The 13,338-nt window shown below is 69.5% G+C and carries 15 protein-coding genes and 1 pseudogene; 10 read left to right on the top strand and 6 right to left on the bottom strand.

The features are described 5' to 3' along the window. Positions 1–349 (top strand): hypothetical protein (locus C667_RS13475; RefSeq protein ID WP_004365603.1); only part of this gene is annotated, 349 nt, incomplete at its 5' end. Positions 350–380: 31 nt separating this feature from the next. Here C667_RS13475 and C667_RS13480 read toward each other — a convergent pair. After that, the gene (locus tag C667_RS13480) at positions 381–965 is read right to left on the bottom strand and encodes a DUF2889 domain-containing protein (protein ID WP_004365605.1); all 585 of its coding nucleotides are present in this window, start codon (positions 963–965) and stop codon (positions 381–383) included. 104 nt (positions 966–1,069) lie between these two features. Here C667_RS13480 and C667_RS13485 point away from each other — a divergent pair, with 104 nt between their 5' ends. Beyond that, a complete protein-coding gene (locus C667_RS13485; protein WP_004365607.1) occupies positions 1,070–1,495 on the top strand; it encodes a nuclear transport factor 2 family protein in 426 nt (141 codons plus the stop codon). Positions 1,496–1,513: 18 nt separating this feature from the next. Here the strand turns inward: C667_RS13485 and C667_RS26475 are convergent, their stop codons facing one another. After that, positions 1,514–1,810 carry a hypothetical protein gene (locus C667_RS26475; RefSeq protein ID WP_245538472.1) on the bottom strand — a complete coding sequence of 99 codons (297 nt, stop codon included), beginning with the start codon at positions 1,808–1,810 and terminating at the stop codon, positions 1,514–1,516. Between C667_RS26475 and C667_RS13495 the strand changes: the two genes are divergently transcribed. After that, a complete protein-coding gene (locus tag C667_RS13495; protein ID WP_004365609.1) occupies positions 1,791–2,963 on the top strand; it encodes an MFS transporter in 1,173 nt (390 codons plus the stop codon). The genes C667_RS26475 and C667_RS13495 overlap by 20 nt on opposite strands. A gap of 8 nt (positions 2,964–2,971) precedes the next feature. On the opposite strand, the gene C667_RS13500 is transcribed toward C667_RS13495, so the two are convergent. From C667_RS13500 to C667_RS13510, 3 genes are all read right to left on the bottom strand, one after another. Continuing rightward, positions 2,972–3,505, bottom strand: coding sequence for a hypothetical protein (locus C667_RS13500; protein WP_004365611.1), 534 nt, complete (start codon positions 3,503–3,505; stop codon positions 2,972–2,974). A 102-nt stretch (positions 3,506–3,607) separates the two neighbouring features. Continuing rightward, positions 3,608–4,090 carry an acyl-CoA thioesterase gene (locus tag C667_RS13505; RefSeq protein WP_004365614.1) on the bottom strand — a complete coding sequence of 161 codons (483 nt, stop codon included), beginning with the start codon at positions 4,088–4,090 and terminating at the stop codon, positions 3,608–3,610. 199 nt (positions 4,091–4,289) lie between these two features. After that, positions 4,290–4,784: a right-handed parallel beta-helix repeat-containing protein gene (locus C667_RS13510; RefSeq protein ID WP_004365616.1), complete on the bottom strand. Its 495-nt coding sequence runs from the start codon at positions 4,782–4,784 to the stop codon at positions 4,290–4,292. 261 nt (positions 4,785–5,045) lie between these two features. Here C667_RS13510 and C667_RS13515 point away from each other — a divergent pair, with 261 nt between their 5' ends. The 3 genes and pseudogenes from C667_RS13515 (at position 5,046) to C667_RS13520 (ending at position 8,033) form a co-directional block, all read left to right on the top strand. Continuing rightward, positions 5,046–6,242, top strand: coding sequence for a hypothetical protein (locus C667_RS13515; protein ID WP_004365618.1), 1,197 nt, complete (start codon positions 5,046–5,048; stop codon positions 6,240–6,242). Between the two features lie 43 nt (positions 6,243–6,285). Beyond that, positions 6,286–6,411 (top strand): DUF3334 family protein, encoded by a 126-nt coding sequence (locus C667_RS25750; RefSeq protein WP_004365620.1) that lies wholly within the window; start codon positions 6,286–6,288, stop codon positions 6,409–6,411. A gap of 23 nt (positions 6,412–6,434) precedes the next feature. Continuing rightward, positions 6,435–8,033, top strand: a pseudogene (locus C667_RS13520) (oleate hydratase). A gap of 79 nt (positions 8,034–8,112) precedes the next feature. Here C667_RS13520 and C667_RS13525 read toward each other — a convergent pair. After that, positions 8,113–9,156, bottom strand: coding sequence for an AraC family transcriptional regulator (locus C667_RS13525; protein WP_004365622.1), 1,044 nt, complete (start codon positions 9,154–9,156; stop codon positions 8,113–8,115). A gap of 175 nt (positions 9,157–9,331) precedes the next feature. Here C667_RS13525 and C667_RS13530 point away from each other — a divergent pair, with 175 nt between their 5' ends. The 4 genes from C667_RS13530 to C667_RS13545 all read left to right on the top strand — a co-directional run. Beyond that, complete coding sequence (locus C667_RS13530) at positions 9,332–10,513, top strand: isovaleryl-CoA dehydrogenase (RefSeq protein WP_004365624.1); 1,182 nt, start codon at positions 9,332–9,334, stop codon at positions 10,511–10,513. A 14-nt stretch (positions 10,514–10,527) separates the two neighbouring features. Continuing rightward, the gene (locus tag C667_RS13535; protein WP_004365626.1) at positions 10,528–12,135 is read left to right on the top strand and encodes a carboxyl transferase domain-containing protein; all 1,608 of its coding nucleotides are present in this window, start codon (positions 10,528–10,530) and stop codon (positions 12,133–12,135) included. 14 nt (positions 12,136–12,149) lie between these two features. Then, the gene (locus C667_RS13540) at positions 12,150–12,941 is read left to right on the top strand and encodes an enoyl-CoA hydratase/isomerase family protein (protein WP_004365628.1); all 792 of its coding nucleotides are present in this window, start codon (positions 12,150–12,152) and stop codon (positions 12,939–12,941) included. A gap of 68 nt (positions 12,942–13,009) precedes the next feature. Continuing rightward, a partial coding sequence (locus C667_RS13545) for a DUF4126 domain-containing protein (protein WP_004365630.1) occupies positions 13,010–13,338 on the top strand: 329 nt, incomplete at its 3' end.

Genomic DNA, 13,338 nt, shown 5'->3' on the forward strand with positions numbered 1-13,338 from the left:
GGCGAGCGCGCGCGACGAGGCCGACACCGCGCAGCGCCGCGCCGACCAGCTTCAGACCCAGGCCGGGCAGGCGCACGCGCGCGCGGAGCTCGGCAAGCAGGCGGTCGCCGCGGTGCGCGGCATGGACCGTGCGGCGCAGGCCGTATCCGCCGCGGTCGGTCGCGTGGGCGATGCAGCCGAGGTGCAGCCCTTGCAGGATGCGAAGCCACAGGGTTCCGGCCGGTCGCCTGCGGCCCGCGTTCTCTCGCAAGCGGCCCTCTCCCTGTCCGCGAGCCTTTACACCTCCGCCGCCGGAGACCGCTCCACGCTCTCCATCCAGCCCGGGCAGATCGTAGACCTGAAGGTATGAGCGCCGCCCGGTGTGCGCCGCCGCGTCCCCCTCAGCATCCGCTCCGCGTCGCCCCGAATGGGGCCGCCAGTTCCGGATACTCCTGCCGCAGCGTGTCGCCGTCGCGCCGCCAGGCGGCGCAACCGCCGACGAATGCTACCGCGCGGGTGTCGGTCCATTTGCGCGGGTCCGGCTCGACGGCGAACTGGCGGGTGATCAGCGTGGGCCAGATCGCCTGGGTGTAGGTGTTGCCGATCTGCACGAGCAGGTCGGTAAGGTGCGTGCAGCCCTCCTCGCCGCCCACGCGTTCGCGCGCCTCGCGCATGAAGCCGCTGCCCACCTTCAGTCCGACGAGCCGGCGGTAAGCCGCCTGGCTTTGCGGGCAGTCGGCCCATGGCACGGTCCCCATGCGGGTGGCGACGTCGTGGATCACCGCGTCGTCGTCGATCAGCACCACGATCGCGATGTGATGGAGCGTTTCGCCGGGGCGTACCCGCGGGCGTGAGCGGAAGGGCATGTCTTCGCCCTTCTCGTCGATCACCGTCGCCTCGATCTCCCATAGTCCGTCGCGGCGCCGATAGGCCTCGCACACGATGCGGCGCGTGTGCACCCGTTCCCGTTCGCAGCTTCCCAGCATGTCCCCCACTCCTTCTCGGTGTCGCCTTCGTGACCGGCCCGCGGCCGCGCCTATACTGCCGTGGCTGGCGGTGGACGATAACAAGAGACGGAGGAGGCTAAAAGATGGATATCGAACAATTCATGCAGGGCTACAAGCAGGCTTGGGAGGAGCGCGACGAGCTGCAGTTCTGCGCCCTGTTCGCGGCCGACGGCGAATACCACAACACGCCCTTCGCGGTGCAGCGCGGCCACGCCGAGCTTGCCGCCTACTGGCAGCGCGTGAAGTTGCAGGAGGACGTGCGGGTGCGCTACGAGATCCTCGCCACCACACCCACCGGCGGTATCGCCCACTGGCATGTCACCTACCAGGTGGCCTCGGAGGAACTGTTCCGCATCTGGGCGCAATCGACCGGCACCAACCTGGTCGCGCGCAAGCCGGGCGATCCGCTCCCGCGGATGGTGCTCGACGGGGTGCTGAAGACGGAGTTCGAGGGCGATCTGTGCCGGCGCTGCGAGCTCTGGTGGCACAGCCTGCCGGAACCGGCATGAGCGCTGCGGAGGCGGGATTCACCCCGGGTTGGCGTGGAGGTCGGGGTCGAAGTTGTGCCAGCAGGCGTCCACGGCATGAAGCCGACCGGATTGGAAGATCCGCTTGCAATCCATCCAGGTCGGTGCGCCCGCCAGGTCCGGAGCCGCGATCATTTCCCGTTCATCCTCGCGGAGGTCGCCCATGAGGCCGTCTTCTTCACCGCCCCCATCCAACCCCTCTGCGTCGGCCCCGCTCCCTTCCTCCGCGAGTGCTCCCACGTCGCGGCTTCCCGGCGCATCCAGCAGTCTCCGCCCGGTGCTGCTGCTGATCGGCATCCTGCTGATCGCCGCCAACCTGCGCGCGCCGGTCACCGGGCTCGCGCCGGTGTTGGCGATGATCCAGGATGCGTTCGCGCTGGGCACCGCGCATGCCGGCCTGCTCACCACGCTGCCGCTCCTCGCCTTCGCCCTGGTGTCGCCGCTCGCGCCCGGCTTGGCACGCCACGTCGGGCTGGAGCGCGCGCTGTTCGGCGCGCTGGTGCTGATCGCCGGCGGCGTCGCGTTGCGCTCGGCGGGGCCGGCGTGGAGCCTGTTCGCCGGCACGGCGGTGATCGGTGCCGGCATCGCGGTGGGTAACGTGCTGCTGCCGGCGCTGTTGAAGCGCGACTTCCCGCACCGCATCGCCAGCGTGACCGGTGCCTACGCACTGAGCATGGGTATCGCCGCGGCGCTCGCGTCGGCGACGGTGTTTCCGCTCGCGACCACCGGCGGGCTCGGCTGGTCGGGGGCGCTGCTCGCGATGATCGTGCTGCCGCTGACCGCCCTGCTGCTGTGGTGGCCCCAGCTCGGCGGCCATGCGGCCCTCGCCGCCACGGGCAGCGCGCCCACGTCCGGGCGCCCGATCTGGCGGCATGCCCTGGCCTGGCAGGTGACGCTGTTCATGGGGCTCAACTCCTTTGTCTATTACGTGATGATCGGCTGGCTGCCCGCCATCCTCGCCAGCCGCGGCTATTCGGCCGCCGAGGCGGGGACCTTGCACGGCTGGATGCAGCTTGCCTCTGCGCTACCCGGCTTGCTGCTGGGACCGTTGATCCAACGCCTGCCCGACCAGAAGCGGATCGCGGCGGCAATGGCGCTGCTGGTGGCCGCCGGGCTGTTCGGGCTGCAGGCGCTGCCGGCGCTGGCGGGCCTGTGGGTGTCGCTGTTCGGCTTCGGTGCGGGCGCCTGCATCATCCTGGCGCTGATGTTCATGGGCCTGCGCACCCACGAGCCGCGCCAGGCCGCGGCCCTGTCGGGCATGGCGCAGTGCGTCGGCTACCTCCTCGCCGCGTTCGGCCCGCCGCTGATCGGCGGGCTGCGCGACGCCGCGCAGGACTGGGACCTGGCGCTGATGGTGTGCCTGGCGATGGCGCTGGGAATGGCGGGGCTGGGGATGCTCGCCGGGCGGGACCGCAAGATCCCGGGGGCCGTGAGCACGCCGCAGGCATAGCACGGGTCTCAGCGCTGGACGAGGGTTGCGGTTCCCGCCACGAGCAGGTAACCCGCGGCGGTGAATGCCGCAGCGAACTTGATCGTTGCGCAGAAGGTGAGCCATGACGCCAGGGATTCGCTGGCGCCGTGGTCGATCATGCGCAGCGTGGCCAGGTTTTCGAGTGCGTCGAGCGGCATCGCCGCGAGCGCGAACCAGGCGATGAACACTCCGATCGTCGGCAGAGGGTTGCCTCGTGCTTCGACCAGCATCGCGCAGGCGAGCGAGAGGGCCGTCGGGTAGACCAGCAGAAAGAGGAAGTCCCAGCGGGTTTGCGAACGCAACTCTTCTTCCAAGCCGCGCCAGGCGGCGAGCAAGTCCGTGGCTTTGGCCACCGATCCGGCGAACTGGAGCGCCAGGATGCCCCCCTCGCCCTTGGCCTGGATGAGCTCGTCCAGCCTGGCGATGTGTCCGAAAAACAAGACTGCCGAAAGAACGACGAGTACGGCCAGCAGCAGCCAGCGTTGCGGCCAGGTCAGGAAGGCGACGAAGGGCGGAGTCATCGTGAGGGACTGGGGGCGAGGGCCGATCAGCTCAGCATAGCCGGGGCGCGCTTCGTGCGCGAGCGGCCTGTTTGCCGTGCCCTGATCCCCTCTGGGGCTTGTTTACTCCCCACCGTGCACCGCGGCGAACTTGCGCTCCATTTCGCGCCGCATTGCCCGGCGCACTTCCGCTGCGGCGAAGCGCCTGCGTTCGTCGGGCGTCTGCGGCGAAAGCGCCGGCACCTTGGTCGGTCGGCCTTCGTCGTCCACCGCGATCATCGTGAAGAAGCAGCTATTGACGTGACGCACGACCTTGGTGCGGATTTCCTCTGCGACGACCTTGATGCCGACCTCCATCGACGAGTTGCCGGTGTGGTTGACCGATGCGAGGAAGGTGACCAGTTCACCGACCTGGATGGGCTGGCGGAACATCACCTGGTCGACGCTGAGCGTGACCACGTAGTGCCCGGCGTAGCGGCTGGCGCAGGCATAGGCGACCTGGTCGAGCAGCTTGAGGATGGCGCCCCCGTGAACCTTGCCCGAGAAGTTCGCGGTGTCGGGCGTCATCAGGACGGTCATGGTGAGCTGGTGGGCGGGGAGGTCCATTGCGGTGTCTCGGCGGGATGGAGGAGGGGTACTGCGGGGGCACTGCGGGGGCGCTGCGCCTCGCGCGATCGGGCGCAGGACGAGCGGCTGTGGCAAGCGCCGCTCGAGTGCTCGGCTTGGGCGCTGAAGTGTCACCCTCGGTGAACCGGGAGGCAAGCCTCGCGTGCCTCGCCTCGCGATGCTTGCCCGCGGGCTGCGCCTACAGCCGCGCGCACTGATCCTCCTTGTTCCCCCGCACCCGGTTGCCACTGCCGCTCGGCCAGTTGCGGTTCTGCTTGCACTGCAGGTTGCCGTCGACCCGGTTGCGGCTGACCCGGATCGCGCCGCGGTTCGCGAGCACCTCGATGTTGCCGTCCACCTCGACCGCATCGACCCTCACGGCGCTGCCCTGTTCGAGCTGGATGTTGCCGCCGATCCGCGAATTGGCCACCGCGACCTCGCGCGCGCCCTCGGCCTGGATGTTGCCTTCGACGCGCACGCCGCGTGCCTGCAGCGTGGCGCCGCGGCCGACCTTTATGTTGCCGTCGATGCGAGTGCCGTCGAGCGTGCAGCGCTTGCCCGCGGGTACGCGCAGGTCGCCGTCGATCGCGGCGCGGCCCATGCGGCCGTTGCAGTCGATCTCGTCGGCGAGGGCGGGGGTGGCGAACAGCGCGCCGCACAGCAGCAGGCTGGCGAGGGGAAGCGTCTTGGGCATGGTCCTGTCCTGTCGGGGTGGGCCTCTCTGTCAAGGTCGGCGAAAGACCGCTGGAGTGGGGCTGACGTGGAGCTGGGATGGGGCTGCGATGGGGCTGCGATGGGCCCGATTCTAGCGGGCGGGCCGTGCGGGCTGCGCCCGGCGGTGGTAACAGGATGCGATGCCGGCCGCCCGGCTGGCTCGCCGGGTGGACCGCCCGCCGCCTTGCCGATCACCGGTCCTTGGGTCTAGGCTGCAGAAGCCATCCCGGAGGTCGCTGCCATGCTTCGAACCTTCTTGCCGCTTGCCCTCGGGCTCTGCCTGTCCGCGGTCGCCCTTGCGCAGGCACGCCCGCCCATCCCGAGCGTGCTGCTCGATCACATGAACGATCTCGACCAGCGCTGCGTCGCCGCCGGCGGACGCGCGGGCGAGGGGCGTTTCGTCGTCGCGCAGGATTTCACGGGCGATGGCCGGCTCGACTACCTGCTTTCGGAGGGCGATTACAACTGTGTCGGCCGGCCCGGCCTGTTCCGCCAGGGCGGCGTGGGCCGTGTGGATATCTTCGTGGTCGATGCGCGCAATGCGGCACGCCGCGTCTACTCCGATCAACTGATCGGTTACCGGGTGCTTGCCGGCAAACCGGCCAAGGTGCAGATCGCGCGCCAGGGGACGGCCTGCGGAGCGGGCAGCAACGCCCGTACCCAGTGCGCGGCCCAACTGGGCTGGAACGGGCATGGTTTTGGGGAGGCGGTTGCAGTGAGCGACCCGAGGACGCAGCCGGATGCGGCGCCCGCCGCGAAGGCAGCAACGCCGGTCACGTCAGCGGCCGCAGTCGCGACCGGTTCGACGCCCGCGCCCCTGGCGGTACCGCCCGAGGCGCGTCCGCGTTTTCTGGCCGAATGTCGCCAGACCTACGTGTCGCGCAGTGCCGACGCCGCGCGCTGGGCCGACGATCAGTGTGTTGCGGACTGGGGCAAGGTCACCGAGAGCGCGGCAGCGACCGATGCGCTGCTGGCCGCCCTGCCCGCTTCGGCAGGCGAGGCGGTGCTGCTGGCGAGCCTGCGCCAGCGCCTGGCCAGCGTGCGCTGGGCGGCGAAGCCCCGCTCGCGCGAGCTGTCGGCGAGTGGCCGCCTGGGTAAGCTCGAGGTCTCGGTGACCGGCTCGCCTGCCGCGAAGACGCTGGCCGTGAACTGGATGGAGGTCGGCACCGAGCCACCCTATGACCTCGTCGGCGCGATGCGGGTGCGCGGCGTCGCGCTCACCGAGATCGCCTGCGAGGAATTCGGTGCCGGTGAGTGGCAGCGCGTGTTCTCGGGCAGTGCGCCGGGACGGGCGCCCTTCCGGCTGGAGCTTGCCCAGCGCATCGCGCCCTTTGCGAACTCCAATTCCTACTACGCGGCGACGATCGACCTCACCGGGCGGGCACCTGCGCCGCCGGCGTCGCGGTCGTTGTGCAGCAACCCGAGCAACCTGCTCTAGCCCTTGATGGAAGGCGCGCGAACCACCCGAGACGCCCGGGCCAGTGCTCCGCTACCAGGCGCCGAGGATCAACAACGCGAACTGGCAGGCGTTCGTCAGCATCGACACCAACATCGACCACCCCGAGATGCGGCGGGTGACGTTCTGCACGGATGCGCACAACATCTAAACATCGGACACAGGGAGAGCGCCGTGTCACAGCCTCGGACCGCAGTTGATCGCAGCGCGCGCAGGGCCTGCATCGTCGGCGGCGGCATCGCCGGACTGGCGGTGGGGGTCTATCTGATCCGCAGCGCAGGCTTTGCCGGCAACCAGATCACGATCTTCGACCAGGCCCCGGTCGCGGGCGGGGCGCTCGATGGTGCGGGGACGCCGGGCGCTGGATACCGGATTCGTGGCGGGCGCATGCACGAGGAGCACTTCGCCTGCACCTGGGATCTGCTCTCCGGGATCCCGACGCTGGACGACCCGGGCGTCTCCGTCACCGAGGAGGTCTTTGCCTTCAACGCGCGCGTGGCCAGCCACTCCCACGCCCGGCTGCTGCGGGCGGGCAGGAAGGTCGACGTGGCCTCGTACGGCCTCGCCAAGCGGGACATCCTCGACCTGCTGCGCCTCAACGTCACGCCGGAAGCGGCGCTCGACGGCAAGCAGATCGACGAATGGTTCGAGGCGGCGTTCTTCGATACCGTGTTCTGGCATCTGTGGGCGACCACCTTCGCCTTTCAGCGCTGGAGCAGCCTCGCCGAAATGCGCCGCTATGCGATCCGCTTCATGCACCTGCTGCCCGGTTTCCACCAGCTGAAGGGGATCGTGCGCACGGTGTACAACCAGTACGACTCGGTGGTGCTGCCCATCGAGACCTGGCTGCGGGCGCAAGGCGTGGACTTCCGCCTGGGCACTCCGGTCACCGATATCGACATCGAGGTCTGCGGTGCGGAGAAACGCGCCACGGCCCTTCACTACCTCGCCGATGGGCAGCTGCAGCACTGCGCCCTGGAGGCCGACGACTGCCTTTTCATCACCCTCGGCTCGATGGTCGAGCGTTCGTCGCTTGGCTCCATGACCGCGCCCGCCGCGCTCAGGCCGAAGGAGGACACCGGCTTGTGGGCGCTGTGGGAAAGGCTGGCGTCCCGGTATCCGTTCTGCGGTCGACCCGAGGTCTTCAACGGCCGGATCGATCGCTCACAGTGGATGTCCTTCACCGCCACGCTGAAGACGCCGGCCTTCTTCGATCACATGGAGCGCTTCACCGGCAACGAGGCGGGGACCGGCGGGCTGGTCACGATGACGGACTCGAACTGGCTCATGTCGGTGGTGCTCGCCCACCAGCCGCATTTCCGCAACCAGCCGGCCGATCGGTTCGTGTTCTGGGGAGACGGCCTGCTGCCGGCGCAGTCGGGCAATTTCGTCGGCTAGCCGATGCTGGAGTGCGGTGGTCGGGAGATCCTTCACGAGCTCTTCTCGCACCTTGGCATCGTCGAGCAGATGGCGCCGCTCATGGCAGAGATCCGCTGCACACCCTGCCTGATGCCCTACATCGACAGCCAGTTCATGCCGCGCAGCCAGGGTGACCGCCCCGAGGTCATCCCCGAGGGGGCACGGAACTTCGCCTTCCTCGGCCAGTTCGTCGAGCTGCCGCACGACTGCGTGTTCACCGTCGAATATTCGGTGCGCAGCGCGCAGACCGCGGTGTTCGGGTTGCTCGACTGCGACGCCAGGGTGACGCCGCTCTACCGCGGCGATCACAACGCCCGGGTGCTGATCGACGCGCTGCAGGCGCTGCTGCGCTGAGCGGGGGCGGCGCCCGGTCGTCCGCGCAATCCTGGGACGATGGCCTGGGACGCCTTCGCGGGCGCCCTCGGCGTGCAGCTCAGAGCCCCTCGCCCTTCGTCCTGAATCCGCTCGGCGCCACGCCGGTCCACTCCCGAAACGCGCGCGCAAAACTCTTCTCGCTGTCGAAGCCGACCGCGGCGGCGATCTGCTTGACCGGCTTGCCGGACTGCAGCAGCAGCCGGATCGCGTGTTCGCGCCGTGCCTCGTTCTTGAGCCGCTGCAGCGATACGCCCTCTTCCTTGAGTTGCCGGTGCAGGGTGCGCACCGAGAGGTTGAGGTGGGCGGCGACGTCCTCGGCGGTGTGGGCGGCGCCCGGGTTGGCGGCGAGCAACTGGGTGACGCTGTGCACCAGCAGGCGGTCGCGGCGGTACTGCAGCACGGTGAGCGGCAGCGCGCGCTGCAGCATGGTCTGCAGGGCCTTCTCGTCGCGCCGCACCGGCAGCGCGAGGTAGCGCGCGTCGAAGGCGATGCTGGCGGATTCCGCGGAGAAGCGCGCCGGGCCGGCGAAGAGGTAGGCGTAGGCGTCGGCGTGGGCCGGCGCGGGGAAGGGGAAGGCGGCCTCGATGAGTGCGATGCGCGAATCCACCACCCAGCAGGCGTAGCCGAGCAGGTAGCGCAGGGTGCTGACGAGACAGAACTCGCGCAGCTCGCCGAGCGCGGCGTGCTCCGTCACGTGGATCGTGGCCGTGCCGCCGCGCTGCGCGAGCGCGAAGACGATGTCTTCGGTGAGCAGGCGGTGGTGGCGGCACCAGCGCTTGAGCGCCACCTCCAGCGTCGGCGAGCCGAGCGAGGCGCGGCACAGCATGCCGTAGCTGCCCCAGGGCAGGCGGCGCGAGAACCAGCCCAGGGCCTCGTCGTCGAGCTCCTGCATTGCCACCCCCGACATCAGCTCCATCTGCGCGGCGGTGACGCGAGCGTCGGGGTCGTCCAGCAGCGCCGGCGGGATCTGCGCCTGCGCCAGCGCGCTGGCCGGATCCATGCCCCGCAGCCGATACCCGGCAGCGATCGCGCGGATGAAGGCGATCGGCGTGGCGGCGCGGCCGCGGGTGAGCTCGGCAGGCGAAGGGGCGAGGATCTTCATGTGCCGGAATGCTAGTCCGCGTGGCACGAATTGCAACCTCGATGGCACTCGTCGGGCACGCAGGACGACTAATCTCGCTCCATCCGCGGGCAGGCGACGTCCATAATGGATTTTCCGCGTGGGTCTGCCACGCTCTGCCCGCTGCGCCAGGACAACCTCGAGAAGGAGACACCCCATGAACGTGCCCAGCCTGAACTTCAACCTCGGCGAGACCATCGACGCCCTGCGCGACACCCTGCAGGCGTTCTGCGCCGCGGAGATCGCCCCGCGCGCGGCCGAGATCGACCGCGTGAACGAGTTCCCCGCCGACCTGTGGAAGAAGCTCGGCGACCTCGGCGTGCACGGCATGACGGTGAGCGAGGAGTACGGCGGCACCGACATGGGCTACCTCGCCCACATCGTGGCCATGGAAGAGATCTCGCGCGCCTCGGCCTCTGTGGGCCTGTCGTACGGTGCGCACTCCAACCTGTGCATCAACCAGATCCGCCGCAACGGCACCGAGGCGCAGAAGCAGAAGTACCTGCCCAAGCTGATCTCGGGCGAGCATGTCGGCGCGCTGGCGATGTCCGAGCCCAACGCCGGCTCCGACGTGGTGTCGATGAAGCTGCGTGCCGACCGCAAGGGTGATCATTTCGTCCTCAACGGCAGCAAGATGTGGATCACCAACGGCGGCGACGCCGACACGCTGGTGGTCTATGCCAAGACCGACGTCGCCGCCGGGCCGAAGGGCATCACCGCCTTCATCATCGAGAAGGGGATGAAGGGCTTTTCCCACGGCACCCACCTCGACAAGCTCGGCATGCGCGGCTCCAACACCTTCCCGCTGTTCTTCGACGACGTCGAGGTGCCGGTGGAGAACGTGCTCGGTGGCGAGGCCAACATCGGCCGTGGCGTGCAGGTGCTGATGAGCGGCCTGGACTACGAGCGCGCGGTGCTGTCGGGCGGCCCGCTCGGCATCATGGCGGCGTGCATGGATGCGGTCGTGCCCTACCTGCACGAGCGCAAGCAGTTCGACACCCCGATCGGCGAGTTCCAGCTCATGCAGGGCAAGGTCGCCGACCTGTACTCCACCTGGAGCGCCTGCCGCGCCTACGCCTACGCCGTGGGCCAGGCCTGTGACCGCAGCGACCACGCGCGCAGCCTGCGCAAGGACGCCGCCGGCGTGATCCTGTACACCGCGGAGAAGGCCACCTGGATGGCCGGCGAGGCGATCCAGACCCTGGGCGGCGTGGGCTACACCAACGAATATTCGGTGGGACGCCTCTGGCGCGATGCCAAGCTCTACGAGATCGGCGCCGGCACCAGCGAGATCCGCCGCATGCTGATCGGCCGCGAGCTGTTCTCCGAAACCCGTTGAGCGGAGCCACCCCCATGAGCGTGATCAAATCCGGCATCAATACCCGAAGCGCCGACTTCCAGTCCAACGCCGCCGCCATGCGCGGCTTGGTCGGTGACCTGCGCGCCAAGGCCGCCGAGGTCAGCCTCGGCGGCGGCGAGGCCGCGCGCGCCAAGCACACCGCGCGCGGCAAGCTGCTCCCGCGCGACCGCGTCGGCCACTTGCTCGACCCCGGCACGGCCTTCCTCGAGATCGGCCAGATGGCGGCCTACGGCATGTACGACAACGACGCGCCCAGCGCCGGCGTGATCGCCGGCATCGGCCGCGTGCAGGGCCTCGAGTGCATGATCGTGGCCAACGACGCCACCGTGAAGGGCGGCAGCTACTTCCCGATGACGGTGAAGAAGCACCTGCGCGCGCAGGAGATCGCCCAGGCCAACCGCCTGCCCTGCATCTACCTGGTCGACTCGGGCGGCGCCAACCTGCCGACGCAGGACGAGGTCTTCCCCGACCGCGATCACTTCGGCCGCATCTTCTTCAACCAGGCCAACATGTCGGCCCAGGGCATCCCGCAGATCGCGGTGGTGATGGGCTCGTGCACCGCCGGTGGGGCCTACGTGCCGGCGATGTCGGACGAGGCGGTCATCGTCAAGAATCAGGGCACGATCTTCCTCGGCGGCCCGCCGCTCGTGAAGGCGGCGACCGGCGAGGTGGTGAGCGCCGAGGACCTCGGCGGCGGCGACGTGCATACGCGCATCTCGGGCGTGGCCGACTACCTCGCCGAGAACGACAGCCACGCGCTCCACATCGCGCGCCGCATCGTCTCCAACCTCAACCAGCGCAAGGAGGTCGAGCTGGCGCTCGCCGACAGCGAGGAGCCCGCCTACGACCCCGAGGAGATCTACGGCATCATCCCCGCCGACCCGCGCAAGCCCTACGACGTGCGCGAGGTCATCGCGCGCGTGGTCGACGGCTCCCGATTCGACGAGTTCAAGCCGCGCTACGGCACCACCCTGGTCACCGGCTTCGCCCGCCTCTACGGCTACCCGGTGGGCATCGTCGCCAACAACGGCATCCTGTTCGGCGAGTCGGCGCAGAAGGGCGCGCACTTCGTCGAGCTGTGCGGCCAGCGCGGCATCCCGCTGCTGTTCCTGCAGAACATCACCGGCTTCATGGTCGGGCGCAAGTACGAGAACGGCGGCATCGCCAAGGACGGCGCCAAGATGGTCACTGCGGTGGCCACGGTGCAGGTGCCCAAGATCACCATGATCATGGGCGGCAGCTTCGGCGCCGGCAACTACGGCATGTGCGGCCGCGCCTACTCGCCGCGCTTCCTGTGGATGTGGCCGAACGCGCGCGTCAGCGTGATGGGCGGCGAGCAGGCCGCGAGCGTGCTCTCCACGGTGCGCCGCGACGGCATCGAGGCCAAGGGCGGCACCTGGAGCAAGGAGGACGAGGAGGCCTTCAAGGCCCCGATCCGCGAGCAGTACGAGCTCCAGGGCCACCCCTACTACGCCACCGCTCGCCTGTGGGACGACGGCGTGATCGACCCTGCGCAGTCGCGCCGCGTGCTCGGCCTGTCGCTGTCGGCCACGCTCAACGCGCCGATCCCGCAGACGAAGTTCGGCGTGTTCCGCATGTAAGGGGAGGCGAAGACATGAGCTACGAGACCCTGGAAATCGCCCGCGAAGCCGGCGTGGCGACGATCTGGATGAACCGCCCGGACGTGCATAACGCCTTCAACGCGCAACTGATCGCCGACCTCACCACGGCCTGCATCGAACTCGATGCCGACGACGCGGTGCGCGCGGTGGTGCTCGCGGGGCGGGGAAAAAGCTTCTCGGCCGGCGCCGACCTCAACTGGATGAAGGCCGCCGGCGAGGCGAGCGAGGCGGAGAACTTCGCTGATGCGATGAAGCTCGCCGGCATGCTGCGCACCCTGGCCGAGATGAAGAAGCCCACCATCGCGCGCGTGCACGGCGCGGCGCTGGGCGGCGGCATGGGGCTGGCGAGCGCCTGCGACATCTGCATCGCCGGCGACAAGGCAGTGTTCGCCACCTCCGAGGTCAAGTTCGGGATCATCCCCTCGGCGATCAGCCCCTACGTGATCCGTGCCATCGGCGAGCGCCAGGCCTATCGCTACTTCCAGACCGCGGAGCGCATCAATGCCACGCGCGCGGCGACGCTGGGGCTGGCGCACGAAGCGGTGGCCACCGAGGAGCTGGACGCCAAGGTGAGCGAAGTGGTCGAGGCCTTGCTGCAGGGCGGCCCGAAGTCGCAGGCCGCGGCCAAGGACCTGATCCGCGCAGTGGCCAACCGGCCGGTGAGCGACGCGGTGGTGGAAGACACCGCGCGCCGCATCGCCAGCCTGCGCGTGACGCCCGAGGCGAAGGAGGGCCTGGCCGCCTTCCTCGACAAGCGCCCCGCGGTGTGGATCGCGCAGGGCTGAGGCGCGCACGGTGCGCGACCTGCATCGACCGCGCGCACTGAACGGTTTGCAGGACCGGGGACATCGCCATGGACGCCTACGCCTTCAGTAGCTGGCCGACCGAGTTCACCGCGCTGCTCGACTGGAGCGGCGTGCCGCTCGACATGGCCTCGCTCGCCGCGCTGGCGGCGGGCCTGGGCTGGGCGAGCGGGCTGCGGCTGTATGCGCTGGTGTTCGTGCTCGGTGCCTTGGGGCGCTTCGGCGGCGTGCAGTTGCCGGGCGGGCTGGAGGTGCTGACCCATCCGCTGCTGCTCGGGGTGTCCGGGGTGATGCTGCTGGCCGAGTTCTTCGCCGACAAGCTGCCCTGGTTCGATTCGCTGTGGGACGCGGTGCACACCTTCATCCGCATCCCGGCGGG

It is taken from the genome of Thauera phenylacetica B4P (assembly GCF_000310225.1).
In the GTDB taxonomy this organism is placed as follows: Bacteria; Pseudomonadota; Gammaproteobacteria; order Burkholderiales; family Rhodocyclaceae; genus Thauera; species Thauera phenylacetica.